Below are 18,415 nucleotides of genomic sequence, written 5' to 3' on the forward strand. Positions count from 1 at the left end.
CCGGCTCGGCGAGCGTTTCTCCTCCTCAGCGTCGCCTCCGGCTGTTCGGTGGTCTCGGCAGTTCAGCGGCGATCTCGGCGAATCCGTCCAACACTTCGGGGCTGAAAGTACCCTTGACGGCCTCGGCTTCGGCGACGGTGAGCCGCGCCTTTCTAGGGATCGAATGGTAATAGCGGCCGGTGAACCGAATACCGGCCAAGCCGAGCTTGCTCGCGGCCAGCGGTTTGATGTCGCCGGTACCGTAAACATCGATCACCCGCTGGAACCGTCGCCGGTCACCGCTGTTGCGAAACCTTGCCCAAGCGACCGAGACGAGGGCGGTGTTCCCCCTCCGGTCGGCGATCGCGAAAAGCCTCCGATCCAGCGAGGTGCATGGATTTCGGATGACGGTTCGCTGCACTTCCCCCCACGTGACGCGCACACACCCCGCGTCCCGTTGATCGAGCGACCGTCTGACCTGCCGCACGCCCAGGCGCCGCCATGCCTTGTCGGCATTCCCCTTACGGGCGGAACGCCTTGCATCCCCCTTGCGAGCATTGACGGTCTTCGCACTCACTGAGGAGGCTTCGCCCGCCCCCGCGCCCGCGGCGCCGCCGGCGACTCCGCCACTTCCCACCATCATGATCGCGGCCAATCCGGCTGCGATGGCCTTTCCCCCGCCACCGTCATCGATCGGAATCCGCCGACCGTTCTTCGTGATCCAGCGCTCTGCCATAACCGCCCCCCGAACTCCATCGGTCGGATCCCAGTAAGGCTAGAGCAGGCCACAGAAGATTCCTGGTGGTCTCCCCACGACGTCCGGATCCGGACGTGGCGTCCCAGAGACGAACCGGAAGCGCAGATCATCTTTACGGATATCTGCACGGAAGCCCGACACCGAGATCTTCAGCGAGTGGGCACCGGGAAGCCCGTCAGCCTCGGAGAGTCGCCGCGTGGTCCGGGACGTGGGTCTGCGCGCCTCGCGGGGGCCGCTCGTAGCCCTTGGAAGGCGGGCGTTCGGGGAGCTGGAGCGGCGGATGCTCCACCTCGTGGTAGGGAATGCTCGACAGCAAATGGGAAATCATGTTGATGCGGGCCCGGCGCTTGTCGTCGCTTTCGACCTCGAACCAGGGCGCCTCGGGGATATTGGTGTGGACGAACATCTCGTCCTTGGCGCGCGAGTACTCCTCCCAACGCGATATCGACTCCAAGTCCATGGCGGACAGTTTCCATCGCCGCATGGGATCTTCGAGCCGTTTGCGGAAGCGGCGTTCCTGCTCGGCGTCGCTGACGGAGAACCAGTACTTGCGCAGCAGGATGCCGTCCTCGACGAGCATGCGCTCGAAGGTCGGGCACTGGTGCAGGAAGCGTCTGTACTCCTGGTCGGTGCAGAAGCCCATGACCCGTTCGACGCCCGCGCGGTTGTACCAGGACCGGTCGAACAGGACGATCTCCCCGGCCGCGGGCAGGTGTTCGACGTACCGCTGGAAGTACCACTGGGTTCGCTGCCGCTCGGTGGGCGTCGGGAGCGCGACGATGCGGGCGACGCGGGGATTGAGGTACTCGGTGACGCGTTTGATGGTGCCGCCCTTGCCGGAGGCGTCCCGTCCTTCGAACACCACGGCGATGCGCACCCCCTCGGCGTGTGCCCAGTCCTGCATGAGCATCAGCTGCTCCTGCAGCCGGAGAAGTTCACGCTCGTAGATCCGCCGGGGCAACCGCCGGGATGAGCCCATACCGCCTCCATAAATCGAACATGCGCGCCTCCGCCTCAGTCTGGCGGATGCGCCACCCCATCCCGTGTCGGGCCTGGGTCTTCGCACTCGGCGTCGTGGTCGCGGTGGGCCAGGGCGCGGACAACATCACCGCCACGGCATGAACCTCCAGGTCATCGCCGCACCGGACGGGACCTTGCTGTGGGTATCGGGACCGCTGCGCGGCTCGGTCCACGACCTGGCCGCAGCCCGGATCTGGGGCATCATCCGGGAACTGGCAGCCAACAAGGGCTGCGCCAGGGTCGCCCTGTGGAACTGGCGCGGCGACGGTGGCTTCCTCGTCATCCATGACGAGCAGGAAGCGTTGCACGCGACGTCGCGCTGGCGGTGGGCTGGCAAGTGCTTGCCGTCAACCTGCCCGCACGACTGGACGACCGGTACCGGGCCGGTAGGCCGCGCGGCTCACATGCGGGCGTCGAAGCGCCTGCGAAGCGGCTCGTAATCGTGTCCGGGAAAGATTTCCGGAAGGACGGCGAGACAGTGCTCCAAAGCCGCGACGACGCTGGGCGTCACCTCGCGCCGCAGGTTGACGTCGGCGAAAAGGTAATGCCACCCGGGGGCGCCCACGGTGAGCAGTACCGCGTCGAGGTAGCCGGCGTAGTCGACGTCCAACTGTTCGAGCCGGTGACCGCCATCGCAGTACCAGATCTTCCTGTCCGCTCGGAGGGACAGCGGGCGCGCGTGGGGTACGGAGATCGCAGTGACCGACCCCGTCCCGCTGCGCGGCTCGTAGTCGATGGTGTAGAGGTCCGCCACTATGGCGTGCTCCTCGGGAGGCAGCGCCCCCTCGTCGGGACCCCACTCGCCCACCGCCCATTCAGTGATGTTCTGCAGGCAGACTTCTCCGGTGCACGTGCTGTCGGCTGTCAGCCGCCACGCGACGTGAAGTTGCTTGGACGTGAAGTACAGGCGGCGGAAGGCCTCATCCAGGTGAAGGTCGTAGTCCGCGGCCAACCCCGCGAACACGACGTCGGCCGCGGCCCCGTCCAGCACGTCCTCACCGGACTTTTCATGGTCGATAGAGACGAGCGGGCTTGCCGCCAGCTGCTCAACGACGCGGACATAGCGTTCCTGGAACGGTGCGGAGCCGTTCATCATCCTCCTCGTATGGTCGAAGATCGCGATCTCTCTGGATCGGCAGGGCGTGCGACACGAGACAGCCGCCCGATGACTTGGTATGTGAGGACCAATGATTGTGGGGCGCTGCCGCCGCAATCGTAGAGACCGAGGCCGCCGGCGGTCACCTCGACGACCTGATCACGATCTCGGGCTGTCGTCAGAGTGAATCGCCTGAAGGTTTCGGAGCAAGTCTTTCGCAACTCCTGGTGCGCCGCGAAAGTCACAGCGCGCATGGGACCTTTGGAACAACGTTGTGGCGGTTGCGGTCCACGGAGGTGGTGTAGGAGGTTGACCTGGTCGAGGCGTGGCGCGTGACGTGAGACGGCCATCGCGACGATGCTCGAGCCTTTGCGACCGCTGCACATACTCACCTCTCGGACGATGCCGAGCGCTGGACAGGGCTCTGGGGGTTTGTGCAGACTTCGAGACCGAGGATGGACACAGTGAATGAACTGCCGCTGACTGCTCCCGAGACCGCGAGCGCGATGGCCGGCGCTGCAGCCGACTTCCTTGCGGCGCTGACCGAAGTGCAGCGGGACAAAGTCGGTTTCGACTTCGCCGATGAGGCTCAGCGGCGCGACTGGTCGTTCCTGCCCGCCAGGCAACGCGACGGCTTGCCGCTCGGCGCGCTCGACGAGGCGCAACGCAAGCTGGCGCACGAGTTGATCGTGGCCGGTACCAGCATGCCCGGCTACGCCAAGGTCGTCTCGGTGATCGCCATGGAGCATGTACTCCACGCGCTGGCTGCGCTGCAAAGCCCGGCGAGCGCGGAGCTGTTCGACCCGGGACGGTACTGCTTCAAGGTGTTCGGCCGCCCCGGCGACACCGGCGCGTGGGGGTGGCAGCTCGCCGGGCACCACGTCTCGCTCAACTTGACCGTGGTAGACGGACGTTATGTGTCTCCCACCCCGTCCCTGCTCGGTTCGCAGCCGGCGACCTTCGGCACACTCTCCCCGCTCACCGATGACGAGGAAGCCGGCTACCGGTTCGTCAACTCCCTCGACCCTGACCAACGCGCCTCCGCGATCATCCACCATCGACCGCCGCCGGATCTGGCGACCCGCATCACACCCAAGATCGGTCACCTTGAGCGGCCGGATCCGGTGTTCGCGCCAGAACCCGACTACGTGCTCGACGAGGCCGAGCGCGACATCCTCAGCTACGTTCGCGACGCCCCCAAAGGGCTGCCCGGAAACGCGCTGCGCGAGCACCAGCTCAGCGCCCTGTTCGCCATCGTCGAAGCGTTCGCCGGGCGGCTGCCATCGGACGTGGCGGCAGCGCAGCTCCGCAACATTGAGCACGCCGGCCTGCAGAACCTGGTATTCGCCTGGGCCGGCGGCACCTCACCCGGAGACCGGCACTACTTCCGAATCCAAGGACCGGTCCTGCTGATCGAACACGACAATTCTCAAAACAATGGCGCCCACATCCACTCGGTCTGGCGCAACCCCGCCGACGACTTCGGCGACGACGTTCTGGCCGAGCACTACCGCCAGCACCACACGACCCAGCAGGACCACTGACCACCGTCCATCCCCGCGACCCGACTCTGCGAACATCCTCTACTGCCGCGGAGAGCATGCTGGCGTTGATGTCTGTGATGGCGTTCACCGGCGCGGTTGGGCGGTCAGGTGCGGCGGTCGGGGTCGAATCGGTCCGCGAGTTCTGTCGGTACCGAAGACCGGCGCTGCTCACGCTCGGCAGCCGTTGGGTCGGATCGGGTCGATAGCCGGTCACCGGCGAGCGCGGCCTGGGCGGCCAGCATCCGCAGCCGCGGCCCAAGTCGGGCGAGCCCCTCGTCCGGCCGCACAGCGCGGGACAGTAGGTGCACGACCTCCGGGTCCTCGTTCTCCAACGCCCTCGTCACCGTGCTCGCATCGACCGACGCGCCACGGTCAAGAAGAGTCCAGGCAAGGTCCACATCGACGGCGTGCGCGCCGACCGACCCGCAAGGAGTTCTCGACCGGAACACCTTGTTCGAGCAGCCACGCGATGACCTCGAAGGCCCGATGGAGCAGGGCCACCTCCAGCGGACTCAGCCCGCTGCGAATCTCCTCCGCCGGGTCGCAGCCCATCGCCACCAGCCGCGCGAGCAGCACCACATCGTTATCGGCCACCGCCCGTTCCAGGGCCAGACGCCGGAGCAACAATGGAGGGCTTCGTACATATTGAAGGGAGCCATGGCGGATCAAGGCGGCTGCGGCGATCCCAACGATCCAGGTATTCGGCAGAGTGAATCGGTCGTACCTCAGGTTCAGCAGGTCTCTGAGCGTTGGGAGATCCACTCTGAACGGAGGGCAGATCCGTCAGGACGCGCGAACACCACCCGAGCCTTTCGCAGGCGGCCTGTGCCAGATGGAGCGGCGGCAGCTAGATGAGGCCCAGTGCGGCGGGCAGGTCCAGGGCCGTTGGTCGCCGGCTCCATGAGGGTCTTGGCGAGCACTCGTTCGAGCTCGGTCATGGGCCTGCCTCATGGCTGGGGGGTGTTGCGGGTGGTGATTCGTTCATGGTGGCAGTCTGGGCAGCGCTGCTGGTCACGGTGTCGATGGCCACTCGTAGCGGTGTTTCCGCCCAGCCGAGCAGGGCCTTCGTGATCGCGATCGCGGCGATCGTGCCCATGCCCCGCTCGGCCAAGAGGGTTTGAACGGCCTCCATCCCTTCGTTCGCCAGCACGGGACGGCACTCCTCGACCAGCGCGGTCCAACGCGCCGCTTGCTCGGCCGACAGCCCGTTGACGTTGTCGAACATTGCTCGTCCTCCCCGGTCACTGACCACGTTCTCCGACGCCCATGTGCGTACAGCCGCCGTCGCCGCGCTGTGGGCATCGTCGGTGACCCGGACGAAGTCATGCAGCCGTTGCTCGACCTGCTCGACGACTCCATCCCGTTCCGGATCAACGAGGCGGCCGACGTACTCGCCGACATCAACCCTCCCGCGCGAGAAGCGCTGCCTCGCCTCCGGAACCTGCTGACCCACAGCTACGAATGGGTCCGCGTCCCCTGCGCGGCCGCGCTCTGGGAAATCGGCGGCGACGCCGAGGCGCCGGCCGTGCTGGACACGCTCCTCCAAGCCTGGGAACAGAACCCTTCGACCGCCAACCATGTCGTTGCATGCCTGGACCGCATGGGACCCGCCGCACGACCCGCCCTGCCCCGACTCCGCTCCGAACTGCACCACACCCAGCGTCGCGGCAGATACGACAGCATCGACGACGACGAAGAACTGCAGGAGATCAGCCGCACCCTCATCGAAACGACTGACCGCAAACTGACATCGAGTGTGCTGATCAGCGGAAGACGGCGACGTTGGCACGAGCCCAGTCGGCATACGTGCGGGGTGCTCGGCCCAGCACCTTCTCGACATCTGGGCTGACCCTCTGCTCGGCCGGGGTGGGCGCGCCCAAGACGGCCAGGGTCGTCTCCACTACGTCCGCCGGCATGAAGTTCAGCATCTGGGCCCGCGCCTGGTCGCGGGTTTGCTCCACGAACCGGATCGGCTCGCCCAGCGCAGCGCCGATCGCCTCGGCCTGCTCCCGGGGCGTCACCGAGGCGGGGCCGGTCAGCTCGTAGATCCGCCCGTCGTGGCCGTCCTCCCGCAGCGCCGCGGCCGCCACACCGGCGATGTCGCCCGGGTCGATGGCCGGAAGCCCGACGTCGGCGAACGGCGCGGCGACGGTCCGCTCGGCACGCACCGACGCAGCCCAGGCGTAGGAGTTGGAGTCGAAGTTGCCGGGCCGCAGGATCGTCCAATCCACGCCCGACCCTCGCACGGCCTCCTCGATGGACAATCCCAGCACTCCGTGCGAGGCCGACTCCGGCCGGGTCGCCACCCCCAGCGAGGACAGCAGCACCACCCGCTCGACACCGCCGGCCTTGGCCACATCGAGGATGTCGCCGACGTTCAGGGTGTGAGCACTGGCACCGCCGTTCTGCAGGAACAGGGCGTCGGCGCCGTCGAACACCGGGCGCAGGCTCTCGGTGTCGGCCAAGTCCGCTCGGCGGAACTCGACACCCTCGGGCACGTCCGCCTCCGCGATGTTGCGGGACGTGGCGGTCACCTTCTCGCCCGCCGCCGCGAGCGCCCGCACGAGCGCGCCGCCGACGTTCCCGGTCGCTCCGGTCACCATGATCATGTCGTTCTCCTGTCGTCTTCCGGCCGCCCGGGACGGGCGGTCCGTTGCTGGACGCAGGCGACGCTAACATCCTGAATATAGTAGGTACCTAGAGGAAAGTGACTACCTTAGGGAGCCCCATGGCCGACACGGCGTGGAACCCGGAGACCGCCGCAGCCGGCCCGGAGCAGGCGTGCCCGATCGCCCCGGTGGTCGACATCGTGTTCAGCCGGTGGACCACCCCCATCCTGTGGACGCTCCACCAGCACGGCCGGCAGCGCTTCGTCGAGCTGCAGCGGCGGATCGCCACCATCACCCCGAAGGTGCTGACCCAGCGCCTGCGGCAGCTCGAACGCGACGGCCTGGTCGTCCGCACCTACCACCCCGAGGTTCCGCCCCGGGTCGAGTACGAGATCAGCGACCTCGGCCGCAGCCTCGCCCCGCTGTTCGCTCACCTCGCCGATTGGGCCGCCGCCAACCTCGACCAGGTCGATCAGGCCCGGCGCGACTACGACGACACCTTGGCCGGCTAGAGCCGGCAGAACGCGGAAACGTGCAAACGGTCACCGTCGGCCAAGGCCGCCACAGCCAGTGGAACCGTCAAATCGAGTTCGCCGTGCTGGATACCGAGGAACTGGCCCCGTGGCTCGGCGACCACATGCCCACCCGGCTCGGCCTGCTCAACGTCTTCAGCGCGGTCGGAAGCGTTTCCGAGGAATGCGCCATCGTCTGTGCAGACCCGGCGCGCGCCGTGGAGGTGCCGGTGCCGCCGTCGGCGCACACCTTGAGCATGGTCGGGCTACACGCCACACCGATCATGACCCTGCCGGCGGTTTCGGGTGAATCGACACCGGCGACCCGGTCCTGGAGACCTTCGACTACCGCGCCGAACCCGACTTCGACGAAGACCACTGGGAGTCTCCGGTCGAACAATTCGTGCAGGGCCCGCTCCGCCAGGAGTGGGACTTCTTCTGTCAGAACAAGCAGGGTTTCACCCTCGGGGACAGCCAGGCATTCGGCTGGCCCTACATCGACAGCTCGGTCGGCATGAGGGCGGAGGGGTACGCACACCTGCTCACACTATCGGGTGACCTGTGGGATGACAACGGATTCGAGCGCGTGATCAGGTTATGACGGCTATTTGAATCAACGAGATCGCCTGACATTCTCATGGGGAAGTCTCGTCGCTTTTTGATCACGGCGTTGCCGCTACAAGGTCTGGTGCAACCAGATCGCCGGAGAGCCGAACGCGTTCCGTTCGCGCCATCCGTTACCCCCGGCGCGATGGACGAGGTCACCCACTGGTTCGCCGGGGGCCGGGCGGAGCAGGCGCTGCCGCCGGTCATGGCCGCGGCGATCTTGCTGTGCGGCTCCCTGATGACCCCTCTCGCGCGTCGTCTTCGTCAAACGTTTCCAGGTGCGGGTAAAGAGGACAATCCCGGGCTAGCGAAATCCGGTGAAAGGCGAGGAAATTAGGAGAAGTGGGTGGTTCACGGATATTCAATGACCCGGGGGAATTGGAATGGGGTTCTATGAGCGGGAACAGGAGGGCCAGCGGGAGTCGGCGGCGCGCCGGGTGGCCGAGCGCGTTCCGGAGCGGCGGGAGCACCTGACCGTTCTGGCCTCGTCCGGCGGCGTGGCGGAGGCCGATACGGCCGAGCGGGTCGCCAAGCGGGTCGACAGGCTCAGCCGGTTCTACGGCGACGGCTCCCTGCTCGAACCCGGGGTCGCGGAGCCCGCCGCGCGACTGGAGAAGATCATCTATACGGTCGACTACGTGGGCGTCCGCTATCTGGACGCCGGGGTGGCGGCGGCGCGCACCGTCGGCCGGGTGAACATCCGCGACGAGGGCGGCCGCACGGTCGGGTACGGGACGGGCTCGATGGTGTCCCCGTCCCTGTTCCTGACCAACCACCACGTGCTGCCCGACGCCTCTACGGCCCGTACCAGCATGGTCGAGTTCAACTACCAGGACGGCGTCGATGGACGGCCGCTGGCCGTCGTGGCGTACCCGCTCGATCCGGACCGGTTCTTCCTCGCCGACATCGATCTCGACTTCGCCATCGCGGCGGTCGGCGCCCCGGCCGCCGAGCTGGCGGCGTTCGGCCACAACCGGCTGATCGAGACCGAGGGGAAGGCGATCATCGGGGAGTTCGTCACGATCGTCCAGCACCCGCGCGGGGACAGGAAGCAGGTCGCGCTGCGCGAGAACCGGATCGTCGACATCCCCGAGCGGTTCCTGCACTACGCGGCCGACACCGAGCCCGGGTCGTCCGGGTCGCCGGTTTTCAACGACCAGTGGGAGGTCGTCGCCCTGCACCACGCGAGCGTGCCGGTGACCGATCCGGAGGAGACCGGCGGGTTCGTCAACGAAGGAATCCGCATCAGCCGGATCTGCCGGACGGTGCGGGAAACGTCGCTTCCCGAGGCGCAGCGGGCGCTCGTCGACGAGTTGTTCGCTCCGCCGGGGAGCGAGCGCACGGTGCCTCCCCAGGACTCGCCGGTCGGCCCGCCTCCGGTCTCGCGCGCGGCGTCGCGGGCGCTGTCCGCCGTCCCCGCGGCGCAGACGCGCGAAGGGATGGTCACGATCCCGATGGAGGTCACGGTACGGCTCGCGGACGGGCGGTCGGCCGAGGCCGCGGGCGAACCCGGGGCGATCGACCCCGACTACAGCGCCCGCGAAGGGTACGATCCCGCGTTCCTGGCCCGTCCGCTGCCGATGCCCGTACTGCCGCCCGACCTGGCCGCCGTCGCGTCGGCCGAACTGCGCTATCACCACTTCAGCGTCGTCATGCACCGGCGGCGGGCGCTCGCGCTGTTCACCGCATGCAACATCGACGGCCGCAGCGCGCGGCGCCCCCGGCGCGAGGGGGACCGCTGGCTCTTCGACCCGCGGCTGCCCGCCGGAGAGCAGACCGGCGAGGACGTCTACCGCGCCAACGACCTGGACCGCGGCCATCTGGTGCGCCGGATCGACCCCGCCTGGGGGACGGACGCCATCGCCAAGGCCGCCAACGACGACACCTTCCACTTCACCAACGCCACCCCGCAGCACCACGCGTTCAACGCCGGCCAGACGCTGTGGCTAGGGCTGGAGGACTACGTCCTGAACAACGCCGACAACCATGACCTGGCGGTCAGCGTGTTCACCGGGCCGGTGCTGGCCGACGACGACGACGTCTACCGGGGCGTCCGCCTGCCCCGCCAGTTCTGGAAGATCGTCGCGATGGCCGACGCGTCCGGCCGGCTCTCGGCGACCGGGTACCTGCTCAGCCAGGCGGTCCTGATCGACGATCTGGCCGGCGAGGAGGCCTTCTCCTACGGCGCGTACAAGACGTTCCAGGTGCCGGTCCGCAGGATCGGCGAACTCACCGGCCTCAACGTCGACCCGCACGTCCGGGCCGATCCGCTGGAGCGGCTGGAGACGGTTCCAGCGCCCCGCGAGATCGTCCGCCCCGAGGACCTGATCCTCTGACAGCGGACGTCCGGCGCGAGCGTGTCGTGCACCCGCGAGACCTTTTTGGGAGGTCTAGTCGTCTGCGGGAAGTACGAGCTTCTGCAAGGAGGTTCCCCCATGGCGCGTTGTTCTTTGCCGCTCCCGAACTCGTCCATGCCGCCGTCCGCGGAACCGAACCGGATCTGTCCACGCTCGCCGGGCCCGCGCACGCGGAGGATTCGATCGACCTGTGCTAGGTGAAGGACACCGCTCGGGCGATCGCGCTCCTCCAACTCGCGGACCGGCTCAACCACCGCACCTACAACGTCGCGTCCGGCCGCGCGACGACCAACGCCGAGATCATCGCCGCGATCGGGCAGGTGGTGCCGGGTGCCAGGGCCGAACTGCCCACCGGCGGGGACGGACGGCAGAACTACCTCGGACATCACCCGGCTCCAGCAGGACACCGGCTACAAGCCCGAACACGACACCCAACGCGCAGTCGCCGACTACATCGCCTGGCTGCGCGCGGGCAACGAGCACTGAGCATCCATCCGGGCACCGAGCATCCGGGGACTAGCGAGGCACGGGTGCGCCTTGCCCTACCCCAGGCGGAGGGCTCACCATTCGGGGATGAGCGGCGTGTCCGGTTGGTGTTGCCGCCAGGCTTCGGTGAGGCGGGCGAGGCGGGGCGGGGCGGCGATGCCGCGCACGGTCGCGATCTTGCCGTTGGCGAGGTCGAACGTCACGGTGCCGATGACCCGGTCGTCGACCACGAAGACGAGGGCGGGGGCGCCGTTGACGCGCGCGTAGTGGACGGCGGGCGTGCCGCCGGCGAATCGCCGTTTCGCGGGGGTGGGCTTGAAGCCGCCTCGTGCGAGGGCGGCGATGCGCTGCGGGGTGTCGGACAGCAGCAGCGTTTCGGTCAGGCCCGCGCCGTCGGAGATCGCGGTCGCGTCGTCGGTGAGCAGCGCCACGAGCCGTTCGGTGCGGCCCGATGAGGCGGCGGCGAGGAACTCCTCGACGATCTTGCGGGCGGATGCCGGGTCGGCTTCGCCGCCGCGGCGGCGCGCGGTGGTGATGCGGCGCCGGGCCCGGTGGAGGTGCTGCTGGCTCGCGGACTCGGTGATGTCCAGCAGCCCGCCGATCTCGGCGTGCTTGTAGGAGAACGTTTCGCTCAGGAGGTAGACCGCCCGCTCGATGGGCGACAGGCGCTCCATCAGGGTCAGCACGGCCAGGGAGACCGATTCGCGCTGCTCGAAAGTGTCCGCCGGGCCGAGCAGCGGGTCACCGTCGAGGAGCGGTTCGGGCATCCAGGCGCCGACGGTGCGTTCCCGGCGGGCCCGGGCCGAGCGGAGCCGGTCGAGGCACAGGTTGGTGACGACCTTGGTCAGCCATGCCTCCGGCACCTCGATCCGCTGCCGGTCGGCGGCCTGCCAGTGCAGGAACGCGTCCTGCACGGCGTCTTCGGCGTCGGCCGCCGACCCGAGGAGACGGTACGCCAGCGAGGCCAGCCGGTTCCGGCTGGCCTCGAACCGACCGGTGTCGAAGCGATCGGCGGCGGCGCCGTCCACGCGAACCACTTTAGATGGCTACACGGCCGCCCTCTCGGCGGACGCATCCGGCGCGAAGGCCGCCTCGCCGGCGGACGCGGCCGCGGCGGCGGCCAGGCGGCGCTTGCGCTTGGGCAGGCCGAAGGTCGGGTGCGAAGTGGCCCACAGAGACGTCGTGACGATGCCCGCCTTGATTCGCGCGGCCTTCCAGCCACCCACGTGTTTCGGCTTCGCCGCCCCTTCGCCGTCGACCATCTGCACGATCCCGTCCCGCCGCCCGAGGCTGATGTGGTTGCCGTAGTAGAGCAGCTTCGTGTGGGGGACCTTGAGGCCGGTCAGGCGTCCGACGATCGCATGGATCGCCTGATTGCCGGTGTAGCCGGCCGAAGCGCAGGACATCGGCAGCGGCCGGCCGTTGTCGCCGAGGGAGTACGCGCTGTCGCCGATGGCGTAGACGTTCGGGTGTGAAACCGACTGCATGGTGCGGTCGACGACGATCTGCCCGTTGTCGGTGACCTCCAGCCCACTGGCGGCGGCGAGGGGGCCGACCTCGAACCCGGCCGTCCACACGGTGACGTCGGACGCGAGGACGGTGCCGTCGGCGCACAGCACCCGCGCCGCTTCGACCGCTTCGACGCGGGTGTGCTCCACGGTGGCGATGCCCAGCCGGTCGCAGGCCCGGCGCAGGTGGTCGCGGGCTCCGGCGGACAGCCGCGCGCCCAGCTCACCACGGGCGATCAGCGTCACCGACAGGCCGGGCCGGGCTTCGGCGATCTCGGTGGCGGTCTCGATGCCGGTCCACCCGTCGCCGACGACCAGCACACTCCCGCCGTCCCCCCGCCCGCCCAGGTCGTCCAGGCGCTCGCGCAGGCGCAGTGCCGAGGGCCGGCCGGCGACGTTGAAGGCGTGCTCGGCCACGCCGGGGACGCCCTGGTCGGCGACGTGGCTGCCGAGCGCGTAGAGAAGCGTGTCGTAGCCGACTTCGCCGCCGCCGTCGGCGTCGGCCACGGCGACGACCTGGCGTTCGAGGTCGACGGCGGTGACACGGGCCACGCGCAGCCGTATCCCCGTGCCCGCGAAGACGTCGGTGAGCTTGGGAACCCGGATCGTGCGGCCGGCCGCGAAATGGTGCAGCCGCAGCCGCTGGACGAATTCCGGTACGGCGTTGACCACGGTGATCTCGGTGTCCGCGGGGGACAGCCGGCGGGCCAGGACCCCGGCCGCGTAGGCCCCGGCATAGCCGGCGCCGAGGACGACGATGCGGTGCTTCATGTGTCGCTCCTGTCGGTTCGTTTGCTCCTTCGGTGACTTGAGCGGGACAGCGCCCCGATTGCTGACAGGAACCGCATGTGCCTTGGACCACAGAGCATCCACCGAGGGGACGGTCAGGGGCGGGTCCAGCGTTGGTTGGTGCCGCCGTGGCACGTCCAGATTTGGACGTAGACGCCGTTGGCCGTGGCGTTTCCGGGTACGTCCAGGCATTTGTTCGCGCCGACGGCGGTGATGCTTCCGTCGGAGTTGAGGCGCCATTTCTGGTTGTTCTGGCCGTTGCAGTCCCAGATGATCACGCTGGTCCCGTCGGCGGTGCCGTTGTCGTACACGTCGAGGCACTTGCTTCCGTAGACCCGCAGTTCACCGGCCGCCGTGGCGGTCCATTGCTGGTTGCTCTGGCCGTTGCAGTCCCAGATCTCGACCCGCGTTCCGTTGGCCTGGGACGCTTCGGTGACGTCGAGGCATCGTCCCGATCCCGCGCCCCGGATCTGGGACGCGGGGTTCGGGGTTCCGCCGCTGACCCTGAAGACGACGGTGCCGTGAGAGGGCACGCTCGCCGAGATGGCCCCGGTGGTCGTGGTGACGGCGTTCGTCCAGGCGTCGCGGAGGCTGAAGGAACTGCCGGACAGGCCGATCGCCGAGGCGGTGGTGCTGATCGTCGTCGTGCTGCCGCCCTGGTTGAACAGCGCGACCGCGACGTCGCCGTTGCTCAGCGGTTTGGCCAGGACGCGGCGGGTGCCGTCGTTGCTGATCTGGTTCGCCTGGCGGCCGAGAGAATCCTGGTCGATGGCGATCAGGTTCTGGTTCTTCAGGATCGCGGCGGTGGCGGCGTCCATGTTCCGCACGTCGTTCCCCGCGATCAGCGGCGCGGCCATGATGGTCCACAGGGCGAAGTGGCTGCGCATCTCGGTGTCCGTCATGCCTCCGCGGCCGACCACCATCATGTCGGGGTCGTTGAACTGCCCCGGCTTGGCGTAGCCCGACAAGGGGACGTTGACGTTGACGATGTTCTGGATGCCCATCGGGTAGCCATTGGTCTGGCCGGAGTCCCAGACGTTGGTGATGTCCTCGGTCGTGCGCCAGATATTGGCGACGTCACCCCAGTTCCGCTGAGGGCCGGTCTTCTCGTGGATGCTGTTGGGATTGATGCTGTAGAGGATCGGGCGGCCGGTGGCGGCCAGGGCGTCGCGCATCTTCGCGAAGGTGCGTACCTGGTCGTCGATGGTGCCGGTGGGTGAGCACCAGTCGTACTTGAGGTAGTCGACGCCCCAGGCGGCGAACTGCCGGGCGTCCTGGGCCTCGTGGCCGAGACTGCCGGTGGCACCCGGATAGGAGCCGAAGTACTGGGCGCAGGTGCGGTCCAGGGGCGCTTGGTAGAGACCGAACTTCAGGCCCCTGGCGTGCAGGTAGTCGCCGAGCGCCTTCATGCCGCTCGGGAATCTCGACGGGTTGGCCCTCAGGTTGCCGGACGAGTCGCGGTCGGGGTCGAACCAGCAGTCGTCGACCACGACGTACTGGTATCCGAGGTCGCGCATGCCGGAGTTCACGAGCGCGTCGGCGGTCTGGTGGATCAGTGTCTCGTCGATGTTGCAGCCGAACGTGTTCCAGGTGTTCCACCCCATCGGCGGGGTGCGGCCCACGCCGTTGTCCAGCGCCTGGGCCTGGGGAGCCGGGCCGAGCGCCACGGCCATTGCCGCGGCCGTGGCCACCGTCGCCAGTAGCGCGCGGATTCGTTTCCTTCTCATAGAGACCGCTCCGCAGTGATTCGAAGGCCGGTTCCGTGGGGGGCGTCCTGGTCCGCGGTGACCCGGGTGGCGGGCCCGGCATTTCGCCGAGCCCGCCACGCCGGGCCCGCCACGCTGGGTCCGCAGTGGAGCCGGACCCGTGTCGCGTCGTTCAGCGCTGCAGTGTCAGCAGACCCGGCCGGTAGGGCAGGAGGCCGTAGTCGCCGCCGGAGTTGGGGCTGCGCCCCTGGTAGAGCAACTGCAGATTGCAGGGATCGACGGTGAAGGTCTGATCGGCGCCGGCGCGGATCAGTTCGCCATGGCTGATGTCGTTGGTCCAGGTGGCGCCGCTGTTGGCCTTGCCTGCGAAGGGGTTGCCCTCGGAAGCGGCCTGCGGTGTCCACGAACCGTTCAGGCTGGTGGCCGTGAACGAGCGGAAGTAGCGCCCCTGCGAACCGATCGCCTCGACGAGCATGAGGTAGCGGTTCTGGTCCTGGAGTTTGTACACCTGAACGCCTTCGAACAGGTTGTTGGTCGAATCGCTCATGATCACTGTTGAGGAGGAGCCGAAACTGCCCGGGAAGTTCCCGATCGGCATGCCGGCCCGGTAGATCTTGCCGTTGTCACCGGCGAAGAAGAGGTACATGTTCGTGCTGTCGCCGATGACCGTCTGGTCGATGGGTCCTGTCCCGGAGCCGCTGATGCTCCCGGAGAAGAGCACCTGCTCGGACGACCAGCCATTCGGGTTGGTGGGGTCGCTCGACGTTCGGTAGGAGAAGGCGGTTCCACCCCACTGGTAGGCGAGCACCCAGATGCTCCTCGGCGCGAAGTAGAAGAGCGTGGGAGCGACGGTGGAATTCGACATCGCGTTCTGGCTGGCCGAGCCCATCTCCGACCAGTTGCTGAACAGGCCGAAGTTCATCGAACCCCATCTCGTCCCCGTGTCGTGCGTGGTCGCGTAGACGAGATGCCTGCCGTTGTAGGGAGCGACGGTGAAGTCCTTGAGCGAGACCCAGCCCGACCTTGGCTGCGCGAGCGCGCCCGTTGACGTCCAGCGGTATGTCGACGGGAGATCGCACGACGTACCGGGGTCGTCGCCGCCGCCGACCTCGACGAGCTCCCACTGCTGGTTGCTCCCGCCCCAGTCGTCGTACTGGACGATGTTCGCGCCGTTGGCGGTGGAGCCGCCCTGGACTTCGAGGGCCTTGTTGCTGTGGCGCGAGATGAGCCTGACGTGGCCGTCCGAACTGTCGGCCAGCCGCCACTGCTGGTTGGTGCCGTTCAGGTCGGACCACTGGACGATCGATCCGCCGTTGGCGGTGGAGAAGTTGTAGACGTCCAGCACCTTGCCGGAGTGGCGGGACTTGATGCGGTAGTAACCGCCGCCGGAGTCGACGAACTGCCATTGCTGCTGGTTCTGGTCGTTCCTGGTCCACTGGGTGATGCGGGCGCCGTCGTTGGTCGCCAGGTTGTAGACGTCCAGGGCCTTGCCGCTGTTGCGGTTGACCAGGACGTACCACTTGTTCACATCCACTGCCGCGGCCTGGGCCGTTTGTGCGGTCATCACGGACAGGAGCACCGACAGCAGGAGCGATGCCAGCACTGCTGCACCGGTCCTCAACATGAACTTCTTCCCTTCGTCAGCGTGAGTGTTAGCGCTAACATTTCCAGCCGGGCGGGACCTTCTCTCCATCGGGGGGGATCGGGGGGTGGTGGTGGCCGGAGTAAATACGAGGCACACCGGCATCGTCAAGAGCCCCGGACCCTCGAAAAATTTCGAGCGACAAACCAGCTGCTAGGACGCGCACATCACGTCGGCGACCAGATTCGCGCGATGAAACATTTTGAAACTATTGACGAGATCTGCGCGGGCTCGCACACTGTGTCCGCGACGCCCCGGTGGTGTGTGCGTTTCCGTGATGGAGCGCGGCGTCTGTCGCACGGCTGTGCCCGTGCTTCCAACCCCCGTTATCCATTCATGGAGGAACAGACGTGCGTACGAAAGCCATGCCCAGGTCCGGGATCCGCAAGCGGGCCCTGCTCGCAGGCGCCGTCGGGGTGCTCAGCGCGGCCGCGGCTCTGGTGGCGCCCGCTCCGGCCACCGCCGCGGAGACCACGCTGGGCGCCGCGGCGGCGCAGAGCGGCCGCTACTTCGGCACCGCCATCGCCTCGGGCAGACTCAACGACTCGGTGTACACCACGATCGCGAACCGCGAGTTCAACTCGGTGACCGCCGAGAACGAAATGAAGATCGACGCCACCGAACCCCAGCGAGGCCAGTTCAACTTCACCTCCGCCGACCGCGTCTACAACTGGGCGGTCCAGAACGGCAAGGAGGTGCGCGGCCACACCCTGGCCTGGCACTCCCAGCAGCCCGGCTGGATGCAGAGCCTCAGCGGCGGCGCACTGCGCCAGGCGATGATCGACCACATCAACGGGGTCATGGCCCACTACCGGGGCAAGATCGTCCAGTGGGACGTCGTGAACGAGGCCTTCGCCGACGGCAACTCGGGAGGCCGCCGCGACTCCAACCTGCAGCGCACCGGCAACGACTGGATCGAGGTCGCCTTCCGCACCGCGCGCGCCGCCGACCCGGCCGCCAAGCTCTGCTACAACGACTACAACATCGAGAACTGGAACTGGGCCAAGACCCAGGGCGTGTACGCAATGGTCCGCGACTTCAAGCAGCGCGGCGTGCCCATCGACTGCGTGGGCTTCCAGTCCCACTTCAACAGCGGCAGCCCCTACAACAGCAACTTCCGCACCACCCTGGAGAGCTTCGCCGCCCTCGGCGTTGACGTGGCCATCACCGAACTCGACATCGAGGGTGCCTCGGCCACGACCTACGCCAACGTGACCAACGACTGCCTGGCCGTCCCGCGCTGCCTCGGCATCACCGTCTGGGGCGTCCGCGACACCGACTCCTGGCGCTCGGAGCAGAGGCCGCTGCTGTTCGACGGCAACGGCAACAAGAAGGCCGCCTACACCTCGGTCCTCAACGCCCTCAACGGCGGTGCCACGGACCCGCCCGACCCCACCGACCCTCCCACCGACCCCGAGGCCGGAACGATCGTGGGCGTCGGTTCAGGCCGCTGCCTGGACGTGCCCAACGCCAGCACCACCGACGGCACCCAGCTCCAGCTGTGGGACTGCCACACCGGCGCCAACCAGCAGTGGTCCTACACCGATGCGGGCGAGCTCAGGGTCTACGGCGACAAGTGCCTGGACGCCGCCGGCACCGGCAACGGCGCCAAGGTCCAGATCTACAGCTGCTGGGGCGGCGACAACCAGAAATGGCAGCTCAACTCCGACGGATCCATCGTCGGCGTCCAGTCCGGCCTCTGCCTGGACGCCGCCGGCAGCTCCAACGGCACCCCGATCCAGCTCTACTCCTGCTGGAACGGCAGCAACCAGCGCTGGACCCGCACCTGACCCGCCCCAGAGCG

The 18,415-nt window shown here is 68.0% G+C and carries 19 protein-coding genes and 1 pseudogene; 8 read left to right on the forward strand and 12 right to left on the reverse strand.

Annotated elements, in window-relative coordinates; genetic code table 11:
• Positions 1 to 25 precede the first annotated feature (25 nt).
• Together ACGFK0_RS31520 and ppk2 are read right to left on the reverse strand one after the other, a co-directional pair.
• Positions 26 to 715: a hypothetical protein gene (locus ACGFK0_RS31520; protein WP_392911485.1), complete on the reverse strand. Its 690-nt coding sequence runs from the start codon at positions 713 to 715 to the stop codon at positions 26 to 28.
• A gap of 196 nt (positions 716 to 911) precedes the next feature.
• Positions 912 to 1,715, reverse strand: coding sequence for a polyphosphate kinase 2 (gene ppk2 / locus ACGFK0_RS31525; RefSeq protein ID WP_392911487.1), 804 nt, complete (start codon positions 1,713 to 1,715; stop codon positions 912 to 914).
• 118 nt (positions 1,716 to 1,833) lie between these two features.
• Between ppk2 and ACGFK0_RS31530 the strand changes: the two are divergent.
• Positions 1,834 to 2,031, forward strand: a pseudogene (locus ACGFK0_RS31530) (transposase family protein); the annotation flags it as partial.
• Positions 2,032 to 2,156: 125 nt separating this feature from the next.
• Here ACGFK0_RS31530 and ACGFK0_RS31535 read toward each other — a convergent pair.
• Positions 2,157 to 2,849: a hypothetical protein gene (locus ACGFK0_RS31535; RefSeq protein WP_392911489.1), complete on the reverse strand. Its 693-nt coding sequence runs from the start codon at positions 2,847 to 2,849 to the stop codon at positions 2,157 to 2,159.
• Between the two features lie 467 nt (positions 2,850 to 3,316).
• On the opposite strand from ACGFK0_RS31535, the gene ACGFK0_RS31540 reads away from it, so the two are divergent.
• On the forward strand, positions 3,317 to 4,396 hold the full coding sequence (locus tag ACGFK0_RS31540) for a DUF3500 domain-containing protein (RefSeq protein ID WP_392911491.1): 1,080 nt from the start codon (positions 3,317 to 3,319) through the stop codon (positions 4,394 to 4,396).
• A 104-nt stretch (positions 4,397 to 4,500) separates the two neighbouring features.
• Here the strand turns inward: ACGFK0_RS31540 and ACGFK0_RS31545 are convergent, their stop codons facing one another.
• The 3 genes from ACGFK0_RS31545 to ACGFK0_RS31555 all read right to left on the reverse strand — a co-directional run bounded on the left by ACGFK0_RS31545 (position 4,501) and on the right by ACGFK0_RS31555 (position 5,621).
• Positions 4,501 to 4,740, reverse strand: coding sequence for a hypothetical protein (locus ACGFK0_RS31545; protein WP_392911493.1), 240 nt, complete (start codon positions 4,738 to 4,740; stop codon positions 4,501 to 4,503).
• A 28-nt stretch (positions 4,741 to 4,768) separates the two neighbouring features.
• Positions 4,769 to 4,990 (reverse strand): hypothetical protein, encoded by a 222-nt coding sequence (locus tag ACGFK0_RS31550; protein ID WP_392911495.1) that lies wholly within the window; start codon positions 4,988 to 4,990, stop codon positions 4,769 to 4,771.
• A 340-nt stretch (positions 4,991 to 5,330) separates the two neighbouring features.
• Complete coding sequence (locus ACGFK0_RS31555) at positions 5,331 to 5,621, reverse strand: hypothetical protein (protein WP_392911497.1); 291 nt, start codon at positions 5,619 to 5,621, stop codon at positions 5,331 to 5,333.
• Positions 5,622 to 5,690: 69 nt separating this feature from the next.
• Here ACGFK0_RS31555 and ACGFK0_RS31560 point away from each other — a divergent pair, with 69 nt between their 5' ends.
• Positions 5,691 to 6,245 carry a HEAT repeat domain-containing protein gene (locus ACGFK0_RS31560; RefSeq protein WP_392911499.1) on the forward strand — a complete coding sequence of 185 codons (555 nt, stop codon included), beginning with the start codon at positions 5,691 to 5,693 and terminating at the stop codon, positions 6,243 to 6,245.
• Here the strand turns inward: ACGFK0_RS31560 and ACGFK0_RS31565 are convergent.
• Positions 6,160 to 7,005 carry an NAD(P)H-binding protein gene (locus ACGFK0_RS31565; protein ID WP_392911501.1) on the reverse strand — a complete coding sequence of 282 codons (846 nt, stop codon included), beginning with the start codon at positions 7,003 to 7,005 and terminating at the stop codon, positions 6,160 to 6,162. The two genes, ACGFK0_RS31560 and ACGFK0_RS31565, sit on opposite strands and share 86 nt — an antisense overlap.
• 119 nt (positions 7,006 to 7,124) lie before the next feature.
• Between ACGFK0_RS31565 and ACGFK0_RS31570 the strand changes: the two genes are divergently transcribed.
• Positions 7,125 to 7,517 (forward strand): winged helix-turn-helix transcriptional regulator, encoded by a 393-nt coding sequence (locus ACGFK0_RS31570; protein ID WP_392911503.1) that lies wholly within the window; start codon positions 7,125 to 7,127, stop codon positions 7,515 to 7,517.
• A 67-nt stretch (positions 7,518 to 7,584) separates the two neighbouring features.
• On the opposite strand, the gene ACGFK0_RS31575 is transcribed toward ACGFK0_RS31570, so the two are convergent.
• Entirely contained in the window at positions 7,585 to 7,896 is a 312-nt protein-coding gene (locus tag ACGFK0_RS31575) for a hypothetical protein (RefSeq protein ID WP_392911505.1), read from the reverse strand.
• A 372-nt stretch (positions 7,897 to 8,268) separates the two neighbouring features.
• Here ACGFK0_RS31575 and ACGFK0_RS31580 point away from each other — a divergent pair, with 372 nt between their 5' ends.
• The 3 genes from ACGFK0_RS31580 to ACGFK0_RS31590 all read left to right on the forward strand — a co-directional run bounded on the left by ACGFK0_RS31580 (position 8,269) and on the right by ACGFK0_RS31590 (position 10,966).
• Positions 8,269 to 8,460, forward strand: coding sequence for a hypothetical protein (locus ACGFK0_RS31580; protein ID WP_392911507.1), 192 nt, complete (start codon positions 8,269 to 8,271; stop codon positions 8,458 to 8,460).
• A gap of 46 nt (positions 8,461 to 8,506) precedes the next feature.
• On the forward strand, positions 8,507 to 10,459 hold the full coding sequence (locus ACGFK0_RS31585; protein ID WP_392911509.1) for a DNA/RNA non-specific endonuclease: 1,953 nt from the start codon (positions 8,507 to 8,509) through the stop codon (positions 10,457 to 10,459).
• Positions 10,460 to 10,810: 351 nt separating this feature from the next.
• Positions 10,811 to 10,966 carry a hypothetical protein gene (locus ACGFK0_RS31590; RefSeq protein WP_392911511.1) on the forward strand — a complete coding sequence of 52 codons (156 nt, stop codon included), beginning with the start codon at positions 10,811 to 10,813 and terminating at the stop codon, positions 10,964 to 10,966.
• A 74-nt stretch (positions 10,967 to 11,040) separates the two neighbouring features.
• On the opposite strand, the gene ACGFK0_RS31595 is transcribed toward ACGFK0_RS31590, so the two are convergent.
• From ACGFK0_RS31595 to ACGFK0_RS31610, 4 genes are all read right to left on the reverse strand, one after another.
• A complete protein-coding gene (locus ACGFK0_RS31595) occupies positions 11,041 to 11,994 on the reverse strand; it encodes a sigma-70 family RNA polymerase sigma factor (RefSeq protein WP_392911513.1) in 954 nt (317 codons plus the stop codon).
• 18 nt (positions 11,995 to 12,012) lie between these two features.
• Positions 12,013 to 13,245 carry an NAD(P)/FAD-dependent oxidoreductase gene (locus ACGFK0_RS31600; protein ID WP_392911515.1) on the reverse strand — a complete coding sequence of 411 codons (1,233 nt, stop codon included), beginning with the start codon at positions 13,243 to 13,245 and terminating at the stop codon, positions 12,013 to 12,015.
• Positions 13,246 to 13,358: 113 nt separating this feature from the next.
• Positions 13,359 to 14,990 carry a glycoside hydrolase family 27 protein gene (locus ACGFK0_RS31605; protein WP_392911517.1) on the reverse strand — a complete coding sequence of 544 codons (1,632 nt, stop codon included), beginning with the start codon at positions 14,988 to 14,990 and terminating at the stop codon, positions 13,359 to 13,361.
• Positions 14,991 to 15,141: 151 nt separating this feature from the next.
• Positions 15,142 to 16,533, reverse strand: coding sequence for a non-reducing end alpha-L-arabinofuranosidase family hydrolase (locus tag ACGFK0_RS31610; protein ID WP_392911812.1), 1,392 nt, complete (start codon positions 16,531 to 16,533; stop codon positions 15,142 to 15,144).
• Positions 16,534 to 16,961: 428 nt separating this feature from the next.
• On the opposite strand from ACGFK0_RS31610, the gene ACGFK0_RS31615 reads away from it, so the two are divergent.
• Entirely contained in the window at positions 16,962 to 18,401 is a 1,440-nt protein-coding gene (locus tag ACGFK0_RS31615) for an endo-1,4-beta-xylanase (RefSeq protein ID WP_392911519.1), read from the forward strand.
• Positions 18,402 to 18,415 lie beyond the last annotated feature (14 nt).

This window comes from Spirillospora sp. NPDC048823 (assembly GCF_043198445.1).
Classification (GTDB): Bacteria; Actinomycetota; Actinomycetes; order Streptosporangiales; family Streptosporangiaceae; genus Spirillospora.